This window comes from Kribbella sp. NPDC051620 (assembly GCF_044453825.1).
Classification (GTDB): Bacteria; Actinomycetota; Actinomycetes; order Propionibacteriales; family Kribbellaceae; genus Kribbella.
The window spans coordinates 150618-176230 of record NZ_JBITDB010000011.1 but is presented as its reverse complement, the minus strand read 5'-3'; the positions used below and the strand labels follow the sequence as shown (position 1 = coordinate 176230).

Annotated in this window: 24 protein-coding genes; 12 read left to right on the top strand and 12 right to left on the bottom strand. The window is 67.8% G+C overall.

Annotation, left to right across the window (positions count from 1 at the left end):
• The first annotated feature begins 449 nt into the window (after nucleotides 1–449).
• The 10 genes from ACIA12_RS39920 (at nucleotide 450) to ACIA12_RS39875 (ending at nucleotide 11097) form a co-directional block, all read left to right on the top strand.
• Nucleotides 450–965 (top strand): HIT family protein, encoded by a 516-nt coding sequence (locus ACIA12_RS39920; protein WP_396372667.1) that lies wholly within the window; start codon nucleotides 450–452, stop codon nucleotides 963–965.
• Nucleotides 966–1483: 518 nt separating this feature from the next.
• The gene (locus ACIA12_RS39915; RefSeq protein ID WP_396372666.1) at nucleotides 1484–2320 is read left to right on the top strand and encodes a phosphotransferase; all 837 of its coding nucleotides are present in this window, start codon (nucleotides 1484–1486) and stop codon (nucleotides 2318–2320) included.
• Between the two features lie 453 nt (nucleotides 2321–2773).
• Entirely contained in the window at nucleotides 2774–3217 is a 444-nt protein-coding gene (locus tag ACIA12_RS39910) for a DUF4262 domain-containing protein (protein ID WP_396372691.1), read from the top strand.
• Nucleotides 3218–3823: 606 nt separating this feature from the next.
• Nucleotides 3824–4801, top strand: coding sequence for an acyl-CoA desaturase (locus tag ACIA12_RS39905; RefSeq protein WP_396372665.1), 978 nt, complete (start codon nucleotides 3824–3826; stop codon nucleotides 4799–4801).
• A 52-nt stretch (nucleotides 4802–4853) separates the two neighbouring features.
• A complete protein-coding gene (locus tag ACIA12_RS39900) occupies nucleotides 4854–5495 on the top strand; it encodes a TetR/AcrR family transcriptional regulator (RefSeq protein ID WP_396372664.1) in 642 nt (213 codons plus the stop codon).
• A 72-nt stretch (nucleotides 5496–5567) separates the two neighbouring features.
• Nucleotides 5568–6779, top strand: a complete 1212-nt coding sequence (locus ACIA12_RS39895; RefSeq protein ID WP_396372663.1) for a sensor histidine kinase — start codon at nucleotides 5568–5570, stop codon at nucleotides 6777–6779.
• Complete coding sequence (locus tag ACIA12_RS39890) at nucleotides 6776–7447, top strand: response regulator transcription factor (protein ID WP_396372662.1); 672 nt, start codon at nucleotides 6776–6778, stop codon at nucleotides 7445–7447. The genes ACIA12_RS39895 and ACIA12_RS39890 overlap by 4 nt, the downstream gene beginning before the upstream one ends.
• Nucleotides 7447–7746, top strand: a complete 300-nt coding sequence (locus tag ACIA12_RS39885; protein WP_396372661.1) for a hypothetical protein — start codon at nucleotides 7447–7449, stop codon at nucleotides 7744–7746. Before ACIA12_RS39890 ends, ACIA12_RS39885 begins: the two co-directional genes overlap by 1 nt.
• A 66-nt stretch (nucleotides 7747–7812) precedes the next feature.
• Complete coding sequence (locus ACIA12_RS39880) at nucleotides 7813–8634, top strand: ABC transporter ATP-binding protein (protein ID WP_396372660.1); 822 nt, start codon at nucleotides 7813–7815, stop codon at nucleotides 8632–8634.
• A 3-nt stretch (nucleotides 8635–8637) separates the two neighbouring features.
• Nucleotides 8638–11097: an ABC transporter permease gene (locus ACIA12_RS39875; protein WP_396372659.1), complete on the top strand. Its 2460-nt coding sequence runs from the start codon at nucleotides 8638–8640 to the stop codon at nucleotides 11095–11097.
• Here the strand turns inward: ACIA12_RS39875 and ACIA12_RS39870 are convergent, their stop codons facing one another.
• Together ACIA12_RS39870 and ACIA12_RS39865 are read right to left on the bottom strand one after the other, a co-directional pair.
• Nucleotides 11098–11445 carry a VOC family protein gene (locus ACIA12_RS39870; protein WP_396372658.1) on the bottom strand — a complete coding sequence of 116 codons (348 nt, stop codon included), beginning with the start codon at nucleotides 11443–11445 and terminating at the stop codon, nucleotides 11098–11100.
• Complete coding sequence (locus ACIA12_RS39865; RefSeq protein WP_396372657.1) at nucleotides 11445–12233, bottom strand: trans-aconitate 2-methyltransferase; 789 nt, start codon at nucleotides 12231–12233, stop codon at nucleotides 11445–11447. The genes ACIA12_RS39870 and ACIA12_RS39865 overlap by 1 nt, the downstream gene beginning before the upstream one ends.
• Nucleotides 12234–12327: 94 nt before the next feature.
• Between ACIA12_RS39865 and ACIA12_RS39860 the strand changes: the two genes are divergently transcribed.
• Nucleotides 12328–12825 carry a MarR family winged helix-turn-helix transcriptional regulator gene (locus ACIA12_RS39860; RefSeq protein ID WP_396372656.1) on the top strand — a complete coding sequence of 166 codons (498 nt, stop codon included), beginning with the start codon at nucleotides 12328–12330 and terminating at the stop codon, nucleotides 12823–12825.
• Nucleotides 12826–13223: 398 nt separating this feature from the next.
• Here ACIA12_RS39860 and ACIA12_RS39855 read toward each other — a convergent pair whose 3' ends face one another.
• The 3 genes from ACIA12_RS39855 to ACIA12_RS39845 are packed head-to-tail and all read right to left on the bottom strand — an operon-like array spanning nucleotide 13224 to nucleotide 15528.
• Nucleotides 13224–15020: an ABC-F family ATP-binding cassette domain-containing protein gene (locus ACIA12_RS39855; RefSeq protein ID WP_396372655.1), complete on the bottom strand. Its 1797-nt coding sequence runs from the start codon at nucleotides 15018–15020 to the stop codon at nucleotides 13224–13226.
• A 12-nt stretch (nucleotides 15021–15032) separates the two neighbouring features.
• Nucleotides 15033–15125 carry a hypothetical protein gene (locus ACIA12_RS39850; RefSeq protein ID WP_396372690.1) on the bottom strand — a complete coding sequence of 31 codons (93 nt, stop codon included), beginning with the start codon at nucleotides 15123–15125 and terminating at the stop codon, nucleotides 15033–15035.
• Nucleotides 15082–15528: a hypothetical protein gene (locus ACIA12_RS39845; RefSeq protein WP_396372693.1), complete on the bottom strand. Its 447-nt coding sequence runs from the start codon at nucleotides 15526–15528 to the stop codon at nucleotides 15082–15084. The genes ACIA12_RS39850 and ACIA12_RS39845 overlap by 44 nt, the downstream gene beginning before the upstream one ends.
• A gap of 171 nt (nucleotides 15529–15699) precedes the next feature.
• Here ACIA12_RS39845 and ACIA12_RS39840 point away from each other — a divergent pair, with 171 nt between their 5' ends.
• Nucleotides 15700–18093, top strand: a complete 2394-nt coding sequence (locus tag ACIA12_RS39840; protein WP_396372654.1) for a tetratricopeptide repeat protein — start codon at nucleotides 15700–15702, stop codon at nucleotides 18091–18093.
• Nucleotides 18094–18143: 50 nt separating this feature from the next.
• Here the strand turns inward: ACIA12_RS39840 and ACIA12_RS39835 are convergent, their stop codons facing one another.
• The 7 genes from ACIA12_RS39835 to ACIA12_RS39805 form a co-directional block, all read right to left on the bottom strand.
• Entirely contained in the window at nucleotides 18144–19073 is a 930-nt protein-coding gene (locus ACIA12_RS39835) for a 4-(cytidine 5'-diphospho)-2-C-methyl-D-erythritol kinase (RefSeq protein ID WP_396372653.1), read from the bottom strand.
• 9 nt (nucleotides 19074–19082) lie between these two features.
• Nucleotides 19083–19901: a 16S rRNA (adenine(1518)-N(6)/adenine(1519)-N(6))-dimethyltransferase RsmA gene (gene rsmA / locus ACIA12_RS39830; protein ID WP_396372652.1), complete on the bottom strand. Its 819-nt coding sequence runs from the start codon at nucleotides 19899–19901 to the stop codon at nucleotides 19083–19085.
• An 86-nt stretch (nucleotides 19902–19987) separates the two neighbouring features.
• Nucleotides 19988–21097, bottom strand: a complete 1110-nt coding sequence (locus ACIA12_RS39825) for a ubiquitin-like domain-containing protein (protein WP_396372651.1) — start codon at nucleotides 21095–21097, stop codon at nucleotides 19988–19990.
• Nucleotides 21098–21317: 220 nt separating this feature from the next.
• Nucleotides 21318–21932: a nitroreductase family protein gene (locus tag ACIA12_RS39820; protein ID WP_396372650.1), complete on the bottom strand. Its 615-nt coding sequence runs from the start codon at nucleotides 21930–21932 to the stop codon at nucleotides 21318–21320.
• Entirely contained in the window at nucleotides 21932–22846 is a 915-nt protein-coding gene (locus ACIA12_RS39815; RefSeq protein ID WP_396372649.1) for a TatD family hydrolase, read from the bottom strand. Before ACIA12_RS39815 ends, ACIA12_RS39820 begins: the two co-directional genes overlap by 1 nt.
• An 18-nt stretch (nucleotides 22847–22864) precedes the next feature.
• Complete coding sequence (locus ACIA12_RS39810) at nucleotides 22865–25108, bottom strand: hypothetical protein (RefSeq protein WP_396372648.1); 2244 nt, start codon at nucleotides 25106–25108, stop codon at nucleotides 22865–22867.
• 12 nt (nucleotides 25109–25120) lie between these two features.
• A complete protein-coding gene (locus tag ACIA12_RS39805) occupies nucleotides 25121–25546 on the bottom strand; it encodes an SRPBCC domain-containing protein (protein WP_396372647.1) in 426 nt (141 codons plus the stop codon).
• Nucleotides 25547–25613 lie beyond the last annotated feature (67 nt).

The window sequence follows — 25613 nt, the reverse complement described above, 5'->3', positions numbered from 1 at the left end:
CCTGCACTGATCTCGGCACATCGATGGTGGCCGGCTCCCTCAGCTGGTCGCCAGACGTCCAGCCTGTCGCACGTCAGCTGACGGGAATGTGACGCGGATGTACTGGCGGATCGCAGCCAACTAGCTGGCGCGGACTACCTCAGTGAGTTCGGAGATGTGGGCGATGATCCCATCTGCTCCGACTTCGCTCAGGCCGTCGGCTTTGCCGGGCGAGCCCCGCACCCGCCACGCCACCCCGCCATGGGATCGGGCGGGCTCAAGACTCCAGCGGGCCAGACGAGTGGGGCACGGTCCAGACAAGCCGTCCGCACACCCCGGCCTGAGCCTGAGCCCGGCTCGCCCCGCACCTGGTCGTCCACACTGATCCATACCGTTTGTTAGCAAATCCGTTAGCAAGAAAGGCATGCCGTCCGGCCAGAATGCAGGCCCAAGGCGACTGGGGGCGACCTATGTTCAACCACGAGCCTGCGGGCTATGAGTGCCCATTCTGCATGGTGCTCGCTGGTGGCGAAGACAGCATGACCAGCCAGCAAGACATCGTGCTGCGGACCGACCGCGCGATGGCATTCATTGCCTCACGCTGGTGGCCGAACAACCTCGGCCATGTCCTGGTCATACCGAAGGATCACCACGAGAACCTCTATGACCTGCCGCCGCTTGACGGGCACGCAGTTCAAGATGTGGTCCGCGAGGTCGCGATAGGTATACGGCACACCTACGGCTGCGACGGGATTTCCACGCGGCAACACAACGAGCCGGCTGGCTACCAAGACGCATGGCACTACCACGTGCACGTCTTTCCTCGATACAAGGACGACAACCTCTACAACACACGGCATCTCCCGCAACCAGCTTCACGCGACGAGCGCGAGCCCTACGCGCGGCGGCTGCGCTCCTACTTCGCGGAACACGGAGTGCCGACGGAAGGGCAACCCACCGCTCCGCGGTTGAGAACTGCCCCCTAGCGCCTTCCCGCCCGTCGCTCAGCCCAGACCACCGAGGGCGGCACGGACCCCAAGACTCCAGCCCGCCACGCGAGCACGGGTGGGGCGATAAGAAGCGCCGGGTCAGAGTTGCTCTGACCCGGGGCGTGCGTTGCTCCCCCGCCTGGTTTCGATCCAGATCTTCGAGATTCAAAGTTGCCGCCGACCCGTCCACCACGGTCCACACAAGCCATCCACCCACCCCGGTCTGAGCCTGAATCCGGCTCGCCCTGCGCCTGGTCGTCCACCCCGATCCACACCGTTTGTTAGCAAATCCGTTAGCAAGCTTTCGCTCTGGGCCAGGACATCACTCCCTTGCAAAATGCGTGGACGCTGCTCGCCGTATGTTCGATGCTGGCCCCCCACGCCCGCATCGATTAGCGCCCAACTGCAGAGACCGCCGAGGGAGGCGTATCCCTATCCTCACTCAGCCCGTCGAACCGAACGCCGGAAGCCAATCCGGCACTGAAGACCCGGCCGCCGCCGACATTTTGCGCCATGTGAACCGCGCCCACGGCACGAGCTACGTGCTGATCCACCAACTGCCTGGCGGGTACCGGTCCGGTGCCTATCTGGTCCGCGACCGCAACGGCCGCGAGGCGGTCCTCAAGTTCAGCCCCGATCCGTCCTGGGCACGTCACGTGATCCGCGCAGCACCGGTAATCGCCGAGGCAAGACGCTCGGGGTGGCCAACTCCCGCCTGGCTCACGGTCGGCACCACCCGTCGCGGCCACCTCTACCACCTCCAGGAACGGGCCGCTGGCACCTCGCCGGAGCATTTGACCGCCTCCATGGCACGCCAAGCGCTCCCGATCCTCGACTGGCAGTGCGGGCGCGGACCTAACACCGACCAGGACTGGTCGGCCTACGACCGCGCCGTGGTATTCACCGGCGAGTCGGATCTCCTCACCGCCATCGAGGAGCACTCCCCCACAGGCCGCGCCCTCACCCGCGCGGTGCGGTCATCGCTGCATCAGTACCAGGCCTGCACGCTGCCCACGTCGGACCTCGTACACGGTGACTTCACCCCCGACAACATCCTGCTCGACCACGACAGCCTCACGGCGATCATCGACGTGGAGGCAGCCGGACGAGGCAGCCGTTTCCACGACCTGGCCACGCTCAGCGCCCACGGCACGCTGTGGGACGGCGAGCCCGGCACCGATGCACTCCTGCGCGCCTACGCTCGCAGGTACGCCTGCCCCGGCGAGTTCGAGATCAGCCTCGCCGCCGCGTTCATCACCATCCTGGCCAGCCACATCACAGCCCATGACCACCCCGACGACGCCGACGAGCTGTTCACCAGAGCCACCACGAGCATCCTCCGCACGCAGTAAACGAACCTGCGTCTTCCCGTCTGCCGTTCAGCCCACGCGTAGCGCGATCAGGAGACGCCAGAGGGGCCAAGATGGAGCCCCACTGGACGAACGATCTTGGCCCCTCTGGTGGCTCCTGATAGGTCCTGACTGGGCTGAGCGGCAGGCGGGAAGACACACCCCGACCACCCGCCAAGCAGGCCGGCCGATTCGGACCGTCATCCCGGAGTCGTGAGGCCCCCGCCGGAGGCAAATGCTCTTGGCTCTCGTGAAGACACTCGAGGGCGGGCGCGGGCGGTGAACTACCGGAGGCCGCATGCGCATGCCGCGCCGCGCGCCGAAGGCGCGCCTTGATCCACAAGAGCCAAGTTCGGCAGAGGGCCTATTGGTCAAGCACAGTGGCTTGGGTGCACATCGGGACTTGCAGGTCCGGCGGAGCATTCGCCCAGTGCGAGAATACGGCTCGTGAATCCAATGCTGGCCGAGCTCGTTGAACTCATCGACAGACACGGCTGGGCCGTGCGCCACGTGGGCGCTGGTGATCAGCCGGGCGAGGCCGCCTTCTCGTACACGGTTGGGTTGACGGCGTTGGATCACCCAGAGGTTGTCGTCGTTGGTATGCCATTCGAGCACTCGCAGGGGTTCCTCAATTTGATCGGCTCCTTGGTCCGAGAAGGCCGGACCTTCCTACCTGGCACTACGACGCATGACCTGACCGATGGCTCTTACGTGGCCTTCATCACCGTGACGGACATCGACGAACTCACGGCAGTCGACCAGATCTACGGGAGCGTCGAAGCACTCCAGATGATTTGGCCCGACTCGCGCGGGAAGATGCCTTGGGATGACGGCTACAAGAACGGCCCACTGGCTCAACCGTTCCTCGGCCCTTTGCCTGGTCATTGGACCGTAGCTTGAGGCAGCGGACTCTGGTGCCGTCTCGGAACTCGTAGGGACGCGCGCACCTCGGCGAATCCGCGCATTGGCCGACCACCACAGGAGTGGATCACTGGATGTTCTGCCTATCGCAGGCCTGTTGGTGGAGCACAGCGGATGGGGCGATGCGCCAGTCCCACCAACGCCAGAGGAGTCCCGTACGCCGGTACGCCGCCCCGCGATGGGTTCGGGCGGGCTCAAGACCCCAGCGCCCCACACGAGCACGGGTGGGGCAATGCGCCAGCCCCCACCAACACCACACGAGCCCCGCACCCAGCCACGCCACCCCGCGATGGGTTCGGGTGGGCTCAAGACTTCAGCCCGTCAGACGAGTACGGGTGGGCCGATAAGAAGCCCCGGGTCAGAGATGCTCCTGACCCGGGGCGTGCGTTGCTCCCCCGCCTGGTTTCGATCCAGATCTTCGAGATTCAAAGTCTCGCGGGCTGCCGATTACCCCACGGGGGATCGCTGGTACGCCGGAACAGTCTGCCATGGGTGGGCAAGGTGACACGCGAAGGGGTTCCTTACCTACGACGCCGTAGGTTACGGTTGCGTAGGTAAAGCCGTCCTCCACCACGAGGGAAAATCATGACTCCAGTTGCGGCTCCGGAGGCGCCCACCGGCGCCCGGCAGGCTGGCGAGTTCGACACCGACCACGGGACGCGGGGCGGCGAGCAGAAGGGGCTGTGGGAGCAGGTTGCCCTGGCACTGTTCATCGGGATCCCCTTCCTGGCGGTGCTTGCGGCGGTACCGATCGCGTGGGGCGGCTTCCTGAGCTGGCGCGACGTCGTGATCGCGGCCGTCTTCTACACGGTCTCCGGGCACGGCATCTCGATCGGCTTCCACCGGTACTTCACCCACAAGTCGTTCAAGCCGAACCGGCCCCTCAAGTACGCGCTGGCGATCGCCGGCTCGCTCGCCATCGAGGGCCCGGTCGTCCGCTGGGTGGCCGACCATCGCAAGCATCACAAGTTCTCCGACCGCGAGGGCGACCCGCACAGCCCGTGGCGCTACGGCACCAGCCTCAAGGCCCTCACCAAGGGGTTCTGGCACGCCCACATCGGCTGGCTTTTCGACGCCGAGCAGACCCCGCAGCGGCAGTACGCCCCGGACCTGCTCAAGGACCGCGACATCGTCCGGGTCTCGCGGATGTTCCCCTTCCTGGTGCTGGCGAGCCTGTTCGCCCCGGCCGTCATCGGCGGGCTGTGGTCGTGGTCGATCGAGGGCGCGCTGACCGCGTTCTTCTGGGCCAGCCTGGTCCGGATCGCGCTGCTGCACCACGTGACCTGGTCGATCAACTCGATCTGCCACACGATCGGCAGCCGGCCGTTCAAGTCCCGCGACAAGTCGGGCAACGTCTGGTGGCTGGCGATCCTCAGCCAGGGCGAGTCGTGGCACAACCTGCACCACTCCGACCCGACCTGCGCCCGGCACGGCGTCCTCAGAGGTCAGCTCGACACCTCCGCGCGGACCATCTGGCTGTTCGAGAAGCTCAACTGGGTCACCGACGTCCGCTGGCCGGTCAAGGAACGCCTCGAAGCCCGTCGGATCAGCCCCCAGCCGTAAATCTCCCACCTCGTAACCCTGATCTACGGCATGATGCTGACGTGATCCCGAAGTGACCGACCCCAAGCCGCGCCGTACGACCCGGGTCCGGATGACCAGTGCCGACCGGCGTGAGCAGCTGATCGTGATCGCCCGTGGCCTGTTCGCCGAGAAGGGCTACGAGGCGACCTCCGTCGAGGAGATCGCGGCCCGCGCCGAGGTCTCCAAGCCGGTCGTGTACGAACACTTCGGCGGCAAAGAGGGCCTGTACGCCGTAGTCGTCGACCGCGAGGTTCGCAAACTGCTCGACACCGTGACGGCCAGCTTGACCGCCGGCCGCGCGCACGAACTGGTCGAGCAGGCCGCCCTCGCCCTGCTGGACTACATCGAGAACTCCTCCGACGGCTTCCGGATCCTGGTCCGCGACTCCCCCGTCGGCTCGGCCAGCGGCTCGTTCATCTCGATCCTGAGCGACGTCGGCACCCGGGTCGAGCACATCCTGGCCGAGGAGTTCAAGCGCCGCGGGCTGGACCCGAAGTTCGCCCCGATGTACGCGCAGATGCTGGTCGGCATGGTCGCCCTGACCGGTCAGTGGTGGCTCGACGTCCGCCGTCCGAAGAAGACCGACGTCGCCGCCCACCTGGTCAACCTCGCCTGGAACGGCCTGTCCGGCCTCGAGACCAAGCCGACGCTGGCCACCCGCCCGCACAAATAGGACCCCGGTAGTACAGCGACATCCCCCCGCAGCATGACCAGCCGGCCGGAATTTCGCCGTAACCTGGCCACCATGACGGGGAGCATCACGGGCAGCCTCGCTGGGATCCTGGCGCCCCGGCGAGAGATCGGCGCGCGCGGCCAGGCCTTCGACCTGCTGTTCGCCGGCGCCCTGACCTTCTTCCTCGGACTGATCGGTTTCGCCCAGGCGGGCTTCGGCGGCATCCTCGGCCTGGGCATGCTCGCCCCACTCGTCTGGCGCCGCAGCCGCCCCGAGCCGGTCTTCTTCGCCGTCTCCGCGGTCGCCGTCCTGCAGTGGCTGGCCGGCGTCGAGCTGCAGCCCGGCAACGTCGGCCTGCTCGTCGCCCTCTACGCGATCTCCGTCTACGGCGAGGTCAGGTACAGCCGGATCGCTCTCGGCATCGGCGGGCTCGGCGTCCTGATGGCGACCGCCCGCTACTGGAGCGGCTCCGACTGGCGTCAGCAGATCACCATGATGGTCGCGCTCGGCGCACTGGTCTTCGGTGTCTGGGCGGCCGGCGAGCGCCGCCGGACCAGAGGCCTGTACGTCGCTCAGCTCGAGGAACGCGCCATCCAGGCAGAGCGAGACCGCGACCGTGAGTCCAAACTTGCCGTCTCGAACGAGCGCACCCGGATCGCCCGGGAGATCCACGACGTCGTCGCCCACGGCCTCTCGATCATGATCGTCCAGGCCGACGGCGGACTGTACGCCGCGGACGCGTCCCCCGAGCAGGCCAAGAAGGCCCTGGCCACGATCGGCGACACCGGCCGCGCGTCGCTGACCGAGATGCGCAAGATGCTCGGCCTGCTCAAACAAGACGCCCAGCAGGAGCTCGATCCGGACCAGCCGCGCCCGCAGCCCGGGATCTCGTCGCTGCCCGAGCTGATCGACAACGTCCGCGACGCCGGCCTCACCGTGGACTACGAGGTCACCGGTACTCCGCGCGACCTGCCCGCGCTGCTCGGCCTCACGGCGTACCGGATCGTGCAGGAGGGGTTGACCAACACGCTGAAACACGCCGGGCCGGGAGCGCGTACCTGCGTCCATCTCGACTTCGGGCGCGAGATGCTGACCGTGATGGTCAGCGACGACGGGCGTGGCGCCGGCGTCGCGCCGAGCAGCGATCCCGGGCACGGCCTGGTCGGGATGCGGCAACGCGCGTCCATCTCCGGCGGTACGGTGAACGCCGGACCCAAGGCGGGCGGCGGTTACGAGGTGATCGCCAAGCTGCCGTACAACCTGCCCAACGGAGGAAATCAGTGACCGACGACAACGTCATCCGGGTGTTCCTGGTGGACGACCAGGAGCTGGTCCGCGCCGGATTCACCATGCTGGTGGACTCCCAGCCGGACATGCGGGTGGTCGGTCAGGCCGGCGACGGCGGCGAGGCGCTGGAGAAGCTCCGGGTGACAGCCAGCGATGTCGTGCTGATGGACGTCCGGATGCCCAGGCTGGACGGCGTCGAGGCGACCAGGCAACTACAGTCGTTGCCCGAGGCCCCCAGGGTGATCGTGCTGACCACGTTCGACCTGGACGAGTACGCGTTCGCCGCGATCAAGGCGGGCGCGGCCGGCTTCCTGCTCAAGAACACCCCACCGGCCGACCTGCTGAGCGCGATCCGCCAGGTCCACTCCGGCGACGCGGTCGTCTCCCCCAGTACGACCCGCCGCCTGCTCGAGCACTTCGCCGGCTCGCTCCCCGACGGCGAGACCGAGCGCCCCGACCTCGGCGACCTGACCGCGCGCGAGCGCGAAGTACTGGTCGAGGTCGCCCGCGGCCTGTCGAACACCGAGATCGCCACCCTCTTCACGTTGTCCGAGGCCACCGTCAAGACCCACATCGGCCGCATCCTCGCCAAAACCGGCCTCCGCGACCGAGTAGCCCTGGTGGTCCTCGGCTACGAAACCGGCATCGTCAAGCCGAGCAACTGATGCTGCGCCCGCTGCTGCGCCGGCTGTTCCCTCCTCAGTACGAACTCTCCGAGGACGAGCTGACCCTGCGCTACTGGTTCGCCGTCAGGCACCGGATCCCGCGGTCCGAGGTCGCCTTCGCCAAGTTCGAGTGGGACTTCCCGAACCAGTCCAACCTGCACGTCCATCGAAGGGACGGCAGCGTCGTCAAAGTTGCGATGAACCCGAAGTGGACCTCGACCGAGTTGAGCGGGGATCCGGCACAACCCGGCAGCGCGGCGTACGAGATCACTGAGTGGGCAAGGAAAAGTACGACCTAGGTCGTACACACAGTCCATTCCCTGGTCCGACTCTTCCGACGGCCATCCTCAGTAACTTCTTGGAACGTGGGTGAGAACGTCTCGCCCCGGCACTCTCCGAGGAGAACGATGACCATCCAGACCGGCGAACTCGCGCCCGGGCGCCTCCCCCAGGACGGACCCGGCCGCACTGCGATCCGTGCGCACGAACTTCGCAAGGTTTACGGCCAGGGTGACACCGCGGTCGCCGCGCTCGACGGCGTCTCCGTCGACTTCGGGGTGGGCCGGTTCACCGCGATCATGGGTCCGTCCGGGTCCGGCAAGTCGACCCTGATGCACTGCCTGGCCGGCCTGGACACCCCGACGTCCGGCCAGGTACTGCTCGGCGAGACCGAACTGACCCAGCTCCCGGACGCCGCGCTGACGAAGATCCGGCGGGACCGGATCGGGTTCGTCTTCCAATCCTTCAACCTGCTGCCGATGCTGACGGCCAAGGACAACATCCTGCTCCCGCTCGAGCTCGGCAACCGCAAGCCCGACCAGCAGTGGATGGCCACGCTGATCGACGTACTCGGCCTGCAGGACCGGCTCACGCACCGCCCCTCGGAGCTGTCCGGTGGTCAGCAGCAGCGCGTCGCCGTCGCCCGCGCACTCGTCGGCCGGCCCGAGGTGGTCTTCGCCGACGAGCCGACCGGCAACCTGGACTCGCGCTCCGGCGCCGAGGTGCTGGGCTTCCTGCGCCGCTCTGTCCGCGAGTTCGGCCAGACCGTCGTGATGGTCACCCACGACCCGCTGGCGGCCTCGTACGCCGACCGCGTAGTGATGCTCGCCGACGGCAAACTCGCCGGCGAGCTGACCGATCCGACCCCGGAGTCCGTACTCGGCGCCCTGCGGCAGCTGGGGGCCTGACCCGTGCGACGCTCGATCCTCTCCTCCCTGCGCGCCCATCTGGGCCGCCTGGTCGCCGCCTGTCTGGCGATCGTGCTGGGTGTCGGCTTCGGCACCCTGGCGATGACCGCGCACTCGTCGGCCACCCACGGCATCGACGAGACCATCGGCAAACAGAACGCCGGCGTCGACGCGGTCGTCGACTCCAACCGTGAATCCGTCTCGGCGGCCGACGCCGCCGCGGTCAAGAAGCTGCCGCAGGTCGCCTCGGTGGTGATCGACACCTCGGCGTACATGCAGGTCCAGTGGGCCGGCCAGGTCCGCCCGGACAGTCTGGCCGTCTCCGCCCGCTACGACACCTCGAAGATCGCCGGCCCGACCACCTCGGCCGGGAAGTTGCCGGAAGCAATGAACGAGATCGCGCTGCCGGCCAAGCTGGCGGACAAGTACAAGGTCTCCGTCGGCCAGGAGATCAGGCTGACGTCCTGGGACGGCAAGGCCCACGTGGTGAAGGTCGTCGGGCTGATCGACGACACCACCTCGATCGGTGGCGCGAAGGCGGTCGCCACGGCCGAGACGGTGAAGGCCTTCGAACCGCAGGGCTACATCAACCAGCTCAAGGTCGCCGCGAACCCCGGCGTGACCCAGGCGGCACTGAGCACCGCCGTCACGGCGGTCGTCAACAGCGGCGTGAAGGTCTACACCGGCGAGGCCTGGATCGACCACGAGGTCTCGAGCATCACGAACGGCATCGATGTGCTCGGTGGGGTGTTCGGCATGTTCGCCGTCATCGCGCTGTTCGTCGCGTGCCTGGTGATCGGCAACACCTTCACCATCGTGATCGCCCAGCGAACCCGCGAGATGGCGCTGCTGCGCTGCGTCGGCGCCTCCCGCAAACAGGTCTTCTCGTCGGTACTGGCCGAAGCGACCGTCGTCGGGTTGGTTGCCTCAGGCATCGGCGTGGTCTTCGGAGTAGCTCTCTCCGCGATCGCCCTGACGCTGGCCCGGTCCTTCGACTGGGGTCTGCCCCCGGTCGATCTGCACCTCGACCTCGCGTCGGTGTTCATCCCGCTCCTGCTCGGTACGGTCGCGACGATCCTGGCGGCCGTGGTACCGGCTCGTCGGGCGACCCGGGTCGCTCCGCTGGCCGCGCTCCGGCCCGAGGCGGCTCCGGTCGCGAAGTCCAAGGCAGGGATCGTACGACTGGTCTTCGGCTTCCTCCTGCTGGCAGGTGGCGGGGCACTGCTCGCCCTGGGCGCCAGCTCGCACCAGGTGATTGTCGGAGTCGCCGGCGGCGTGATCTCCTTCGTCGGCATCCTGTCGATCGGCTCCCTGCTCGTGCCCGCGCTGGTCAAGGTGCTGGGGGCGCTGCCCGCGCGGACCGGAGGGGTACCCGCGCGGATCGCCGTCGCCAACGCCGTTCGCAACCCGCGGCGGACCGCGGCGACCACCTCGGCGCTGCTGATCGGTGTCACGCTGATCAGCCTGACCTGCGTCGGGATCGCCTCGGTCCGGAAGACGTTCGACGTCACGATGGACAAGGAATACCCGGTCGACGTCACGATGAAGGTGTACGACGAGAAGCTGCCGGCCACCGCGGCCAGCCAGCTGAAGAGCATCAAGGGCATCACCCAGGTCGTACCGGTCCGGTCGACCTCGGTGAAGTCCGGTGGCAACACCCTGGAGATCACCGGGATCGACCCGGCCGCCGCCTCGTCGGTGATCCACAACCCGGCACTGGTCGACCAGCTGCAGTCCGGTACCGCGCTGGTGGACCGCAACACGATGTACTCGCTGAACGTCGAGAACGGCGCCATCGTCACCATCGTCTCGGGCAAGCAGAAGCTGAACCTCAAGGTCGTCCAGGCTCAGGGACTGGAACCGATCACGGTCACCTCAGCCGACCTGCAGAAGCTCGCGCCGACGGCGGCAGTGACCGGCTACTGGCTCGCCTCCGACCCGAAGGCCGACGGCCCGAAGGTGATGGACGAGCTCAAGCAGTCGCTGCCCACGGTCAAGAACCTCAACATCTCGGGCGGTTTGCCCGAGCGGAGCTTCTACACCAAGGTGTTCGACATCCTGCTGCTCGTCGCGGTCGGCCTGCTCGGCGTCTCGGTGCTGATCGCGCTGGTCGGCGTCGGCAACACGCTCAGCCTGTCGGTGCTGGAGCGGACGCGTGAGAACGCCCTGCTCCGGGCGATGGGGCTGACCAGGCGGCAACTGCGCGGCATGCTCGCGGTCGAGTCGTTGCTGATGGCACTGGTCGCGGCCGGGCTGGGGATCGGGCTCGGGTTGATCTACGGATGGACCGGGACGGCGGCCCTGATGGGCGGCCAGATCGACGGGCCGCTCTCGTACGCCGTACCGGGTCGGCTCCTGATCACGATCGCGCTGGTCGCCGCGGTCGCCGGTCTGCTCGCGTCGATCCTCCCGGCCCGGCGGGCCGCGAAGGTCGCACCGGCCGGGGCACTGGCCACCGAGTAGTCAGACTATTTCGACCCGGTTCCCGTGGCCGTCGGCGGTGTGAAACCGCCGGCGGCCCGGGATCGTCTCGTTGTCCCAGGCTACGGAATACCCCCTGGCCAGAAGGGTTTCGGCCACTGCGTCGAGATCGTCAACAGCGAGGGCGGGATGTGCTTTCGACGCCGGCCTGAAGTCCACTTCAACGCCGACATGTACTTCCGCATCACCGTCCTTGAACCAGCAGCCGCCGCGGGCAGCGAGCAACGGCGGCTTCTCCAGCTCGGTCATCCCGAGCGCGTCGCGGTAGAAGGCCCGAGCCACGTCCTCACCACCAGGCGGGCAGGAGACCTGTACGTGATCGAGTCTCATCAGCTCTCCTTCTTCTGAGCCACCGCGAAGATCCGTCGGAACGGCAGCAGCGTCCCGAACTCCCGCCGCGGATAAGCCTCGTTCAACCTCGCCCCGTACTCCGCTTCGAACCGCGCGCGCAGTTCGTCGGGCAACGACTGCAGGACGGGCCGGGCCCCTGTCCCCTTCACCCACTCGAGCACCGCGTTGTCACCCTCCAGAAGATGGCTGTACGTCGTCTCCCACGCATCCACCGTGCAGCCCTCGGCACTGAGTGCCGCCACGTACTCCGCCGGCCCCGGCACGTCCGGCCGGAGCGACTTGTCCTTCGCGTACTCGGCGTACGGCTCCGTCGCTGCCAACTCGCGGAGGATGGCATGCGACGGCGCGTTCCCGTTCCCCGGAATCTGAATGGCCAGCCAGCCGCCCGGCTTGAGCGCGCGGACGAACCCCGGCAGCAGGTCGAGCTGCTCCGGAATCCACTGCAGCGTCGCGTTGGTGACGATCACGTCGATCGACTCCGGCTCGGCGCTCCACTCCCGCAGGTCGCCCACCTCGAAGCTCAGCCGTTCGGTTGCCAGCCGTTGAGCCGTCTCGATCATCTGAGGCGAACTGTCCACACCGTGCACGGTCGCGCCAGGCCACCGGTCCAGCAGGGTGGCCGTCAGGTTGCCCGGCCCGCAGCCGAGGTCGACCACCGTGGCGGGTTCCTCCGCCCGGATCCGGCCGACCAGATCGGCGAACGGGCGGCCGCGCTCGTCGGCGTACTTGTTGTATTGCTGGGGGTTCCAGACCGGGGACGTGCGCATGGGGCGCCCTTCTGCCGAGATGTCTTGACATCGAGATACTTTACGCCTGGCGGTTGTCTTGATGTCAAGAGTCTTGATGACATACGCTCGAGCCATGAGAGACGAGGTCGACCGGCTGATCGAGGCCTGGCGCCGGGAGCGGCCTGATCTCGACGTGGCGCCGATGGAGGTGCTGTCCCGGGTGAGCCGGCTGGCGCGCCATCTCGATCGCGCCCGGAGCCATGCGTTCGAGACCCATGGGCTGGAGTCCTGGGAGTTCGACGTACTGGCCGCGCTTCGGCGAGCGGGCAAGCCGTACCAACTCTCGCCGGGGCGGTTGCTCAAGGAGACCCTCGTGACGTCGGGGACGATGACGAATCGGGTGGACCGGCTGACCGCCCGCGGACTCGTCGAGCGACTGCCCGACCCGGCCGACCGGCGCGGCGTACTGGTCCAGCTGACCGTCGCCGGCCGCGACTCGGTCGACGCGGCGATGGCCGACCTGCTCGCCCACGAGCGCACCCTGCTCGGCTCGATCAGCGAGCGCGACCAGGCCAAGATCGCCCGCGTGCTGCGCGAACTGGTCGGCCCGTTCGACCAGGAAAAGCACTGATCCGGCATTTCCGAATTGTGGCGGAATAATCCGAAAAGACGACCCGTCACTTTATGTCCGCGCCGATCGTTGCTAGTTGCAACGAGATCGAGAGATTGCTGTAGTCCGCGACTATCGACACTGAGCGACCGGTCCAACTAGTGTCGTGACCGTTGGTGATCAGGCGACTACGAAACGCTCTAGAGATCGGTGACTTCGGCGGCAAGAGGTGGTTCGCCGAAGCCGGTTGGTGGTGTCCGGGGCTCGGGGCTCGGACAACCCGGCCGGTCGGGGCCCGCTCGCCCGCAGGCGCGGCATACCCTCCCAATCACAGGGGATCGGAGGGTATGCCGCGACTCATGGGTAACAAAAGATTTGATCATGTATACATTCTTCCGGCGCCGGAAGAATGTGCTGACTTATTCGGCGCCTTCGGCTGCTTCGAGCCAGGCGGTTTCCAGCTCGGCGCGTTCTTCGGCCAGCTTGCGCAGCTCGGTGTCGAGCTCGGCCAGCCGTTCGTAGTTGCTCGCGTTCGCGGCCAGCTGGTCGTGCAGCTTGGACTCGTTGAAGGTCAGCTTCGAGAGCTGCCGCTCGATCCGGTTGAGCTCCTTCTTGGCTGCCCTTGCCGCAGCGGCGTCGACGACGGGCTCGGCGGTCGGCTTGGCTTTGGTCTCCCCGGCAGGTGAGTCCACCCGGCGTACCGGCGTACCGTGGGCAAGTTCTTCGAGGTACTGGTCGACGCCGCGGGGCAGATGCCGCACGGTGCCGTCGCCGAGGATCGTGTAGACCATGTCGCTGACCCGCTCGAGGAAGTACCGGTCGTGGGTGACGACCACGACGACGCCCGGCCAGTTGTCGAGGAAGTCCTCGAGCACCGTCAGCGTCTCGACGTCCAGGTCGTTGGTCGGCTCGTCGAGGATCAGCACGTTCGGCTCGTCGAGCAGGATCCGGAGCAGCTGCAGCCGGCGGCGCTCACCACCGGACAAGTCGTTGATCCGGGTGGTCAGCTTGTCGCCGGTGAAGCCGAACCGCTCCAGCAGCTGCGACGAGTTCATCTCGCCGACCCCGGCCGCCAACGCGGCGACCCGGCGGATGTCGGTGATGTGCGCGAGCACGGTGACCGAGCCGTCGAGATCCTCCAGCGTCTGCGAGAGGTTGGCGATCTTGACCGTCTTGCCTTGCTTGACCTTGCCGGAGTCCGGCGGGAGCAGGCCGGTGAGCACCTTCAGGAACGTCGTCTTGCCGGCGCCGTTCGGGCCGAGCAGGCCGATCCGGTCGGCCGGGCCGAGCCGGAAGGTGACGTGGTTGAGCATCACCCGGTCGCCGAACTTGAGCGACACGTCCTCGGCGTCGAAGACGTCCTTGCCGAGCCGCGAGGTGGCGAGCTGGGCGAGGGCGAGCTTGTCGCGGGGGGCCGGTTCGTTCGCGATCAGGTCGTTGGCGGCCTCGATCCGGAACTTCGGCTTCGCGGTCCGGGCCGGGGCGCCGCGGCGCAGCCAGGCCAGCTCCTTCTTCACCAGGTTCTGCCGCTTGCCCTCGACGACGGCCTCGTTGCGGGACCGCTCGGCCTTGGCCAGCACGTACGCCGCGTAGCCACCGTCGTACGAGTTGACCTTGCCGCCCTGGACCTCCCAGGTCTCGTTGCAGACGGCGTCGAGGAACCAGCGGTCGTGGGTGACGACGATGAGCGCGCTGGCCCGGTCGACGACGTGCTGCGCGAGCCAGTTGACCGCCTCGATGTCGAGGTGGTTGGTCGGCTCGTCGAGGATCAGCAGGTCGACCTCGGTCATCAGCAGCTTCGCCAGCGACGCGCGCCGGCGCTCACCACCGCTCAGCGTGCCGACCAGCGCGTCGTGGTCGACGCCACCGAGTAGCTCCTCCATCACCTCGCGCGCCTTCGGATCGGCGGCCCAGGTGTAGGTCTCGACATCGCCCAGGACGGCGTGCGCGACGGTCAGCTCGGGGTCGAGGTTGTCGACCTGCCCGAGGAAGCCCAGCCGCAGGTCGCGGTTGTGGGTGATCCGCCCGTTGTCGGGCGTCTCCTCCCGGGCGAGCAGCCGCAGCAGCGTGGACTTCCCGTCCCCGTTCCGCCCGACCACCCCGATCCGCTCGCCCCGGCCGATGCCGAGGGTCACCCGGTCGAGCAGGGTGCGGGTTCCGAAGCCCTTGGAGACAGCTTCAAGATTGACAAGGTTGGGTGCAGGGGTAGCGGCCATATCCCCTCAAGCCTAACCGGTGATCGGCTGGTACCTGTCGAAGGTGGTCAGCAGCACCCCCTCACCATGAGTGAGGCCGGGCAGTCGCGCCTCGAAGGCATGGATCCGGCCGACCGGGATCAGGCCCTTGAGGGTGGCCCGGTCCCGGGCACCTCCGTGCTCTCCAGGGTGGCGCCGGCGAGATGCGGAAGCCGACGGCCGCGCACCACAGGTTGCCGGGTTCGGCCATCTCGCGGATCGCGGTACCGGATCCCGCCGAGTCCCGTTCCACCTTGAACACCTGCGCCCGGAGCGGGGCATCCGGCCTGCCCGTTGCCCGCGGCAACCACCTGCGGATACCGGCGATCAGCTCAGGTACCCCTTCGCCGGTCATCGCCGAGCCGAAGTACGCCGGATGCACGCGCGTACGGCGTACCTGATCGGCCAGCTCACGCCGGCAGTCGATCTTGTTGACGAACAACAGGGTCAGGCTGGTCTTACCGGCGGCGGCATGCGCCAGAATGCCCATCGTCAGAGTGTTCAAAGGTTCTCGCGGGTGCGTCGCAGCGATCAGGAGTGATGGCGTGGACCGACGCTCGGCGCATCTGGAGCTCCATTCTGCGGTACCGCGGACGACTGGCTTTGCGAGAATAACCTGTCGGTGAGGCGCCGGCGATCGAAGTTTTCGAGAGGACGGCGGATGGAAGCGGAGTTCGCGACGCTGCTGCACCGGCATCGCAAGGCGGCCGGGCTGACCCAGCAGATGCTCGCGGAAAAGGCCGGCATGAGCCTGGCGGCGATCGGCGCGCTCGAGCGCGGAGTACGCCGGTTCCCGCGCACGGAGACGGTGAACGCGCTGGCTTACGCGATGAACCTGACCGCCGACGAGCGCAAGCTCTTCAGCGCGGCCGCGCGCCGCAAGAGCTCAGCGGCAGCGGGGCCCGGGGCGGAGGCGGCGGGACCTCGGGTGGCGGGCGGGGCGGGTGGGGCGGTGGTGCCGCGGCAGCTGCCGATGCCGGATTCGGGTTTCACCGGTCGTACGGCGGATCTTGATGCCCTGCACACCGCCCTCACCAGCGGCGCCCGCGTCGCGATCGTCGCCATCACCGGGATGGGTGGCGTCGGCAAGACGACCCTTGCCGTGAAGGCCGCCCACTCGGCGATCGCGGAGTATCCCGACGGCCAGGCCTACTTGGACCTCCACGGCTATGACACCACCGCCGCCGTGTCACCACTCGAAGCTCTCAACTACCTCCTGCGCGCCTTCGGATTGTCCGGCCCGGACGTACCGGTGCAGGTAGACGAGGCCGCCGCCAGACTGAGGACCGTCCTCGCCAGCCGTCGAGCGCTGATCCTGCTGGACAACGCGCGAGACGCCGCCCAGGTCCAGTCGTTGCTGCCCGGTACCGGCCGCTCTGCCGTCATCATCACCAGCCGGCACGAACTGTCCGGGATGCCGACCGCACAGATCCTGCGCCTCGGACTGCTGACTCCTTCCGAAGGGCTCGACCTACTCCGTACGACCGTCGGCGCCGCCCGGGTCGACGCCGAACCGCAGGCCGCTCAGTCGATCGTCGAAGCCTGCGGGCTCCTCCCCCTTGCCCTGAAGATCGCCGCCGGCCGACTGGCTGCACGACCCCAATGGCCGCTGGCCCACCTCGCCGGTTTGCTGCAGGACGAGCGCCGGCGGCTGGACCAACTGGAGGACCACGAGCTCGGAGTACGGGCCAGCTTCGATGTCTCGATCGACGATCTGGCGGCCGGGCCGAGTGACCGTGAGCAGCGGGCGGCGGAGGCGTTTGCGCTGTTCGGAGTACCGGATGGGCCGGATCTGACCGTCGAGGTCGCGGCCCGGCTGCTCGATTGCGATGAGCATGCGGCACTGGATGCGCTCGAGGATCTCTGCAATCTGCATCTGGTCGAATCGCTGGCGCCGCGGCGGTACCGACTACCCGATCTCCTGCGGATGTACGCGAGGGAGCGGGCGCAAGCGAGCGTCAGTCCGGCGCTGCAGGCTGCCGTGATCACCCGGATCCTCGACCTGTACGCATCGGCGGCCTGGCAGTCGATCGAACTCGGTTTCCCCCGGTCCGGTCGGCTGCCGTGGTACCGGGCTCAGCCTCCTCTCGCTGGCGGACGTGCCTACGCGGACATGAGTTCAGCACTCTCCTGGCTCGACGGCCAGCGGCCGCACCTGCTCGCGCTGGCATCGCAAGGCGCGCGAACTGACGGCGTGCCAGTTGTGTCGGTGCTCCGGCTGGTGATCGGCCTACACACGTTCTACGCCATGCGCGGCCATTGGCTGGACTGCTTGCGGATCTTCCGGACGGCGCTGGAGGTGGTGAACGACCCGTGGGCCGAGGCGCACATCCGCAGCGACCTCGGCCTGGTCCTCTGCGACCTGGCCCGATCCGGAGCTGGTGATCCAGACGACTCGATCGCCGAACTCCATCGCGGCCGCGACCTCTTCGAAGCCACCGGCGACCTGGTCGGCGAGGCATTGGCTTTGACGAACCTGAGCCACGTCCTCGACCTCAACGGCGACTACCAACAAGCGATCGACGCCGGTGAACGAGCCCTCTCCCTCTACCGCGAACTCGACGACGCCCCCGGCGAAACGATCGCCCACATCAACATCGGCAACTCCCAGGGCAAGCTCGGCCGAGCCGCAGCCCAACGATCGTCCTACGACGAAGCGATCGCCATCAGCACCCACCACGACGCCCAGCACCAGCTGGCCGCCGCCCTCCTCTGCTCCGGCGTCACCTACCAACAAGCCGGCGACCTACAGTCCTCCACGACCCACCTCCACCAGGCCGCCACCATGTTCAAGTCCCTCAACGACCAAATCAGCCTTGCCGAAGCCCTGGACGAACTAGGCGTCACCAACCGCCTGTCAGGCGACCTCCAGTCCTCGATCCGCCACCACGAGGAAGCCCTGACCATCAGCGCCCACTACGACGACGGCCTACGCCACTACCTGATCCTCATCCACCTAGCCGGCGCCTTGGATGCCACCGGCAACCACGCTCTAGCCGAAGAACACCGCACCCAAGCCGAAACCATCATCCAAGGCCGAGGCACCAACCTCTAGCCGGGGTACCGCGCCCACGCCCCCGCAGCCGTGGCGTGAGGACAACGGGGTCAGCGGGGGATGGGGGCCGGCAGGATTCTTGCGCCGGGGACTGGGCCTTCGGCTTGGCGGACCATTCGGCAGAGGCCGGATTCGGCTAGTTCTACGGCCAGGTCTACGGCTCGGCGGCTGTCGGCGGCGAGGAAGAGGCAGGTGGGGCCGGAGCCGGAGATCATGGCGGCCAGGGCGCCTTGGTCGAGGCCGAACTGGAGGGTGTCCGCCAGTTCGGGGCGGAGCGAGAGGGCGGCTGCTTGCATGTCGTTGCTGAGGGCAACTGCCAGGGCTGCTGGTTGGCCGGAGAGCAGGGCGGTGAGGAGTTCGGGGTGGACTTCGGGGGGTTCGACGCGGCGGAGGGGGCGGAGGCGGTCGAGTTCGCGATAGACGGCAGGTGTAGAGAGGCCGCCTTCGGCGATGGCGAAGACCCAGTGGAAGGTGCCGCGTGACATCACCTCGGTGACCTGTTCGCCGCGGCCGCGGCCGAGGGCAGTGTGGCCGACGAGGCAGAACGGTACGTCGCTGCCCAGGTCGGCCGCAACGCGTTCCAGCTCCGATTGAGCGAGACCGAGCCCCCACAGGCGGTTACACGCGACGAGAGTGGCCGCGGCGTCCGTGGAGCCGCCGGCCATGCCGCCGGCGACCGGGATGGTCTTGCGGATGACGAGGTCGACGCCTTCTTCGACGTCGTACTCCGCCTGCAGCACCCGCGCCGCCTTGACCGCGAGGTTCGTACTGTCAGTCGGAACGTCCGCGGCGAAGTCACCGAGCACCTCGACCGTGACCTCGGAAGAGTCCTCGCGCAGGGTCGCCGTCACATCGTCGTACAGGGCAACGGCCTGGTACACGGTCGCGAGCGGATGGAATCCGTCCGGACGCGGCGGACCGACGGACAGACCGAGATTGATCTTGGCCGGCGCCCGGACCGTGACCTGATGAGCTGACACGGGCACAGGCTAATGCCCAGCGTCGGCTATCGCGGCGAACTGTTCGATTCCCAACATCTCGCCGCGCAAAGACGGGTCGATGCCGGCGGTGGCCAGCGCAGCGTCCAGGCGGTCGCGGTCGGGCATCCAGCGGGCGAGCGCGGAGCGGACGGTCTTGCGGCGCTGGGAGAAGGCGGCCTCGATCACCTTGAAGACTTCTTCGCGGGACGCGGTGGAAGAAGGCGGTTCGCGGCGAGTGAAGGCGACCAGGCCGGAGTCGACGTTCGGGGCCGGCCAGAAGACGTTGCGGCCGATCGGACCGGCACGGCGTACCTCGGCGTACCAGGCCGCTTTGGCGGACGGTACGCCGTACGTCCGCGAGCCCGGCGGCGCCGCGAGCCGGTCGGCCACCTCGGACTGCACCATCACGAGCCCGTGCCGCAGCGACGGCGCGATCGCCAGCAGATGCAGCAGGACCGGTACTGCGACGTTGTACGGCAAGTTGGCCACGCACGCATCCGGCGAGCCGATCTGAGCCGGTACGACGGTCATCGCGTCCGCCTCGACAACGGTCAGCGCAGCGGCCTGGTTCGGCGCGTACTCCGCGATCGTGGCCGGCAGCGCCCCGGCAAGCACCGGGTCGATCTCGACCGCGGTGACCCGGTGGCCCTCGGCAAGCAACGCGAGCGTCAGCGACCCCAGCCCCGGGCCTACCTCGAGCACTGTCTCACCGTCCGCGGACAATTCCGCGGCGCGGACGATCCGGCGGACCGTGTTCGGATCGATCACGAAGTTCTGGCCGCGCTGCTTGGTCGGGCGGACCCCGAGCTGCGCGGCCAGTGAACGCACTTCCGCCGGACCGAGAAGCCTCGGTCCGGCGGAAGTGGATGAATCAGCACTCGTCACGGCGCCAGTCTCGCAGAGAAGGTGATGAATCAAGCCTTCTTGCCGCAGACGGGCCACGCGCCGTAGCCACCGCGGTCGGCCTTGACCTTCTCCGCGATCGCGATCTGCTGCGCCTTCGACGCGCCGTTGGCGTTGTTGGCGTACGCCGTACCGCCGTACGCGGCCCAGGTGCCATGGTCGAACTGCAGGCCGCCGTAGTACCCGTTGCCGGTGTTGGAGGCCCAGTTGCCGCCCGACTCGCACGCGGCGATCCGGTCCCAGGCGCCGGTACCACCGGGGCTGGCGGGGACGTCCTCGACCGGCTTCTTCTTGGTGCCGACCGTGACGAGCTCGTCGACCGGCTTGGTGACGACGTCGCTGGAGACCAGCTTCTTGCTCGCCAGCTTGCCGTCCAGGTACGTGAGCAGGTACTTGACGCTCTTGGAGCCCGCGACGCCCTTGGCGGTCGTCTTGGTCTCGCCCTCGAGCATCGTGGCGTCCTTGGTCTCCTTCTTTCCGAACGCGATCGCCTGCTTCTCGGTGATCGCCTTCGTCTCGACCTTGACCACGGTGACCCGGGTGATGCTGCCGGGCTTGAGCACGGTGGCCACCGCCGGGACGATCCGGTCGTTGGAGTCGAACGGGATCTTGGCGCTGGTCAGCGCCTCGCCCACCGTCGTCGCCATCGACTTCACCGCGACGGCCTTGCCCAGCCGGACGATCTGCAGGGTCTTGGGGGTGCGAACGGTCAGCTCCAGGCCCTCGCGCCCGATCGGGGCGCTGCGGCTGGTGGAGAAGACGGCACCGTCATAACGCAGGCCCAGGTCGGTCATCGCCTCGCTGAGGCTGTCCGCCGTGGTCCAGAAGCTTCTCTTGGTGCCATCCGCGTTGACGGTGAGCTGGCGGCCGTACTGCACCGCGATCTCCTGGCCGTCCTGCAGCTTGGCGTCCAGCGACGGGGCCACCAGGTCACGCTCGCCGACCTGGATCTTCTTCGCCTTCAGGGCGTCCCCGACAGTGGAGCCGAAGGTGTGCACCTTCTGCACCTGGCCGTCGATGGACAGACTGACGGTCTTGCTCTTGGTCGCATAGGCCACGGAGCCGCCCACGACGGCGAACACAGCCGTGGCGCCCACGGCCGCGATGATGGACTTACGCACTAACGCTCCCAGGTAGAGCTACCCGGGCACGGGGTGGGACGGCACAGGCGCGAGGCCGCGTATGCCGGGTATTCAGGGCCCGGAAACCACGGTCAACCGCCGAGGGGCGTGCCGCCCGGAATCTTCCCCGATCCCGGCCAACATCACGAGACAGTAACGAAGAAGTCGCTGAAGCGCCAATCCCCTAGTCGGCGTGGCGCAAAAAGGTGTAACGGCCCGCTCACGCCTGGTGATGACCCCAGTGCCCGCGATGCACCACTTCCGCAGTACTGCGACGCCCTCGTTTGAGCGACGGGGACCGCTTGTCCGGGGCCCGGTACCCGATCGAGATGACCCCGATCGGGTCGAAGCCGGCCGGTACTCCGAACTCCTCCTTGAGCCGTCCGACTTTCTCCGCCGGAGGGCCGAAAAGGCAAGCACCCAAGCCTTCGTCGACCACCGTCTGCAGCATCAGCAGGGCCGCCATCCCGGTGTCGATGTACCAGTACGGCGCCGTCCAGTGCTTCTCGTCGCGGTCGGTCCAGCCCTTGTCCGGAGCGGTGTACCGGTCGAGGTACGCGTCCTTGTGCGCGAAGGCGAAGATCAGCAGCGGGGCGCGCCGCAACCCTGTGATCCACTCCACATACTTCTCGTCCGGATTCTCGGCCGCGATCCGCCAGTAACGCTCCCGATCGTCACCTTCGAGGGTCAGAAACGCCCACCCCTGGGTGAACCCGCCCGAAGGGGCCCGGAGACCGTTCTCCAGGATCCGCTCCCGGATCTCAGCAGGCACCGGCCGGTCCGGATCGTAGTTGCGGACCATCCGCCGTCGCCGGACGACCTCGCTGAACTTCACTACCAGGACCCGCCGAACGCACGGTCGGCGTTGTCCGACAGGGCCTGGCACAGTTCGGCGACAGAGATGTTCAGGACGCCGGCCATCTTTCGGACCGTGTGCGGGATCAGGTACGACGCGTTGGGCTGGCCGCGATGCGGTGACGGGGTCAGGTACGGGGCGTCCGTCTCGACCAGCACGCGGTCGAGCGGGGTGACGGCGAGCGCGTTCCGCAGCGACTGGGCGTTCTTGAAGGTCACCACACCGGCGAAGCTCAGGAACGCGCCGCGGTTGACGCATTCGCGGGCGAACTCGGTGTCGCCGGAGAAGCAGTGCATGACGAGCCGGTCCGGCACGCCCTCGCGGTCCAGGATCTTCAGGATGTCGTCGTGCGCGTCCCGGTCGTGGATCATCAGCGTCTTGCCGAGCCGCTTGGCCAGCTCGATGTGCGCCGCGAACGATGCATGCTGCGCGGCCCGGCCGTCCTCGCCGGTCCGGAAGTAGTCGAGGCCGGTCTCTCCGATGATCCGGACCTTGGGCGAGCTCACCGCAAGCCGCTCGATCTCGGCCAACGCATTGTCCAGTTCGCCGACGGACGCAAGCTTGGGCGCCTCGTTCGGGTGGAGGGCGATACCGGCGATCAGGTTCGGATACTGCTCCGCCGCCTCGACCGCCCAGACCGCGCCGGGCAGGTCGCAGCCGACCTGGACGATCCGGGTGACGCCGACCGACGCGGCCAGCTTGATCGCCTCGGCCGCGGCCAGCCAGTTGCCGTCCTCGCCGTCGGCGATGTCCAGGTGGCAGTGCGCGTCGACCACGCTCATCGGCAACGGATCCGGTACCGCGGGGCGGCTGCGATCGCGAGACCGGCCGTCCTCCCCGATGGCAGCACGTTCCCGCGTCGGGCGATCGACCTCCACACCGTCGGTAGACATGCGCCCCAGCCTACTTAGTCATTTGAGCCGATAGATCCGGATGTCTTGGTTCCGGTAGATCGGAATGGCCAGCTGGTCGAGCTTCGGTGAGACCGGGCCGGCCCGCAGATCCCCGATGATCAAGGTGACACCGACGTCGCCGGCCAGTTTGGCGAGGTGCGCCTCGGACGGCTTCTCGACCGCGATCCGGCTGTCCAGCACTCGGTCGGGCCAGGGCGACTGCTGGAGCAGGAAGCTGTGCTTGTGCTGGGTGGCGGCCAGGTTGGCCGGCGCGTAGGCCCAACCGCCCATCCACATCTGCACTCCACTGAGCCCAGACATCCAGTACGCATCGTTGGGGCAGCCCGGCCGGTACGGCACCGGCATGCAGAAGACGTTGCTGACGCCCACATCGTTGGGCTCGAGGTGCTTGCTCAGCCAGAGCATCGCGCTCTGCTCCTCGCGCGTGAGGTAGGTCCGGTACTCGATGTTCGGCGGCGGCAGCGGCCTCGAGGCGTCCCGCAGCGCGTCCCCGATCACGATGAACTGCACCGGCAGACTGGCCGCGACCGTCAGCACGATCACCTGTACTGCGGCCGACGCGGCCTGCCGCGTCCGGTTGATCCCAAGGATCACTACTCCCCCGACCACGGCCAGCACCCCGAACGGCCCCAGCAACCCGGCCGCTGCGCGTGCCACTGTGTGGGTCTCGGTGTCGGTGGGCCAGAAGAGGTAGAGGGCAACCGCGGTGACCAGCCCAGCAGTTGCCGCGACAACAACGTCCCGTGCGCGCGTTTGACTCGCAAGGTTGACGCCGACGGCAACCACCCCGACCATCCCGAGCGCCAGGATCGCGCCGAGGAAGTGGTACTCCGAATAGCCCGTGTGCGAAAACACGAGCGTCACCCCGGTCCCGGCCGCGACACAACCGCTGATCCACCAGTACGCCGGGTCGCGGCGCACCGGCGACAGCTTGAGACCGAGCAGCGTCAGCAGCCGGGGTGCGTCGACCAGTAAGTAATAGGTCACGAGCACAACGGCGAAGAGGATCATCCGGCCGTCGCCGTGCTCCAGCGACGGCAGCACCCAGTTCCCTGTGGCCGGGTAGGACTTGTCGCCGGTGACGGCCTGGTAGTACGGCTGGACCCGGAGCGCGGCGAGCAACTGGAACCGGCTGCCACCCGTACTACCGGTCAGCGCGAACGAGGACGCCAGCAGGAAGGCCGCCGTGACGCCGGTCAAGGCCGCGACCCGCCATGGCGCCTGCCGCTCGGCCACCCAGGCCACGCCGCCCGCGAACAGGCAGCCGACCAGCATGATCGGGAGCAAGGTCGGTTTCGTCCCGGTCGCCAGCGCCAGCATCAGGACCATCGCTGTCCAGACACCCCGGCCAGCCTGCCGCCGCAGGATCAGCACGGTCGGACCGACCAGGCCCAGCATCACCACGGCCGCCATGGTGCCGGTCGGTCCCTGCACTACCTGAGCAGCCGACATGTTGGCCGTTGGGGTGTTGACCAGCTGGATCGCGCCCGGCAGGACTCCAGCGAGCAGGCCGGCGAGCGGCGCGGCCCACTTGCGCTCGCTGAGCAGCTCCCCCGCCGCCCAACCGACCAGGACCAGCGTGAGCAGCATGGTCAGCGGCCACTGGTGGATGAGCACGGTGGCCGGCCTGACGTCGGCCATCACCGAGCCGCTGGCCATCGAGGCGGTCGCGAACCAGTGGTAGATCAGTGGCTCGCCCAGTACCCATGGGTCGCTGGGCGTGACGTCATGCAGTAGCTGCTGGACCAGGCCGAGTTGGTACCAGATGTCTTGATGCCTGGTGGCGGGCAGAGGCGGGAGCGGGACGGGGCGCAGTAGTACGACCACCGTCCGGACCATCGCCAGTAGGAGGCTGGAGACGAGCAGTACGTGCCACCAGCGGGGTGGGGCGGTGACGGGCGGGCGCAGGGACTTGTTGAAGGCGAAGAACAGCAGTAGGCCGGCGACGAAGGCCCATTGGAGTAGCGGGACGCCTAGCGCGGTACAGATCGCCCAGACCGCCAGTTGCCAGGCGAGGCCGAGCACTGCGCCGAAGCCCAGGTCCTGCGTCAACGAGCGGCCGCCGGCCAGTGCGCGCCAGAGGAGTGTGCCTGGCAGGAGTACGGCGATCAGCCAGGTGAGCATCCAGCGGACGCTCTCCCCCGTCGAGTCGCCGATCCGGACCAGCAACAGGACCGCGCTGAGCGGCACCAACAGCCACCACCCGAGCAGCCCGATGCCAGGCCGTAATCGACTGGTCACCGTCGGATCTTACTAGCCTTCGGCCGCCTTCTTGACACCGTCGACGAGCATCTTCCACATGCCGCTGGAGTGATCCGCCTCTTCCTGGCTGCCGTTGTTGTCCTGGCTGAGCTTCAGCTGCGTACCGCCATCAGTCGCGGACAGCTCGTAGGTGAGCGTGTGGTAGTTCTCCGGTACGTCGGGCTGCCCGCTCAACGGGCTGTAGTGGGTGACCTTGAGCAGCCGGGCCTTGTCGACCGCGACGATCTCACCCTTGTCGGTGTACTGCTTGCCCTCGTACTCGCCCTGCCAGGTGATCGGGCTGCCCGGCTGCCAGTCGGTCTCCACGTCCGCCCCGAACATGAACTTCTTGATCTGCTTCGGGTCGGTCAGGACGTCCCAGACCTGCTCGGGCGATGCGTCGATCTCGGTCTCCGCCGTGGCCAGATAGTCGGCCATGATGTCCAACTCCCATCTGTGTCTTCTACAAGACCGTACGACTTCGTGGCCGTACGGTCTTGTAGAA

Bases quoted from the DNA above. Each gene is read 5' to 3' on its own strand.
- ACIA12_RS39805 (WP_396372647.1), bottom strand. From the start codon at position 25,546: ATGGCCGACTATCTGGCCACGGCGGAGACCGAGATCGACGCATCGCCC.
- ACIA12_RS39865 (WP_396372657.1), bottom strand. From the start codon at position 12,233: ATGCGCACGTCCCCGGTCTGGAACCCCCAGCAATACAACAAGTACGCC.
- ACIA12_RS39840 (WP_396372654.1), top strand. From the start codon at position 15,700: ATGGAAGCGGAGTTCGCGACGCTGCTGCACCGGCATCGCAAGGCGGCC.
- ACIA12_RS39895 (WP_396372663.1), top strand. From the start codon at position 5,568: ATGACGGGGAGCATCACGGGCAGCCTCGCTGGGATCCTGGCGCCCCGG.
- ACIA12_RS39870 (WP_396372658.1), bottom strand. From the start codon at position 11,445: ATGAGACTCGATCACGTACAGGTCTCCTGCCCGCCTGGTGGTGAGGAC.
- ACIA12_RS39845 (WP_396372693.1), bottom strand. From the start codon at position 15,528: ATGGGCATTCTGGCGCATGCCGCCGCCGGTAAGACCAGCCTGACCCTG.
- ACIA12_RS39860 (WP_396372656.1), top strand. From the start codon at position 12,328: ATGAGAGACGAGGTCGACCGGCTGATCGAGGCCTGGCGCCGGGAGCGG.
- ACIA12_RS39920 (WP_396372667.1), top strand. From the start codon at position 450: ATGTTCAACCACGAGCCTGCGGGCTATGAGTGCCCATTCTGCATGGTG.
- ACIA12_RS39855 (WP_396372655.1), bottom strand. From the start codon at position 15,020: ATGGCCGCTACCCCTGCACCCAACCTTGTCAATCTTGAAGCTGTCTCC.
- ACIA12_RS39910 (WP_396372691.1), top strand. From the start codon at position 2,774: ATGCTGGCCGAGCTCGTTGAACTCATCGACAGACACGGCTGGGCCGTG.
- ACIA12_RS39815 (WP_396372649.1), bottom strand. From the start codon at position 22,846: ATGTCTACCGACGGTGTGGAGGTCGATCGCCCGACGCGGGAACGTGCT.
- ACIA12_RS39885 (WP_396372661.1), top strand. From the start codon at position 7,447: ATGCTGCGCCCGCTGCTGCGCCGGCTGTTCCCTCCTCAGTACGAACTC.
- ACIA12_RS39905 (WP_396372665.1), top strand. From the start codon at position 3,824: ATGACTCCAGTTGCGGCTCCGGAGGCGCCCACCGGCGCCCGGCAGGCT.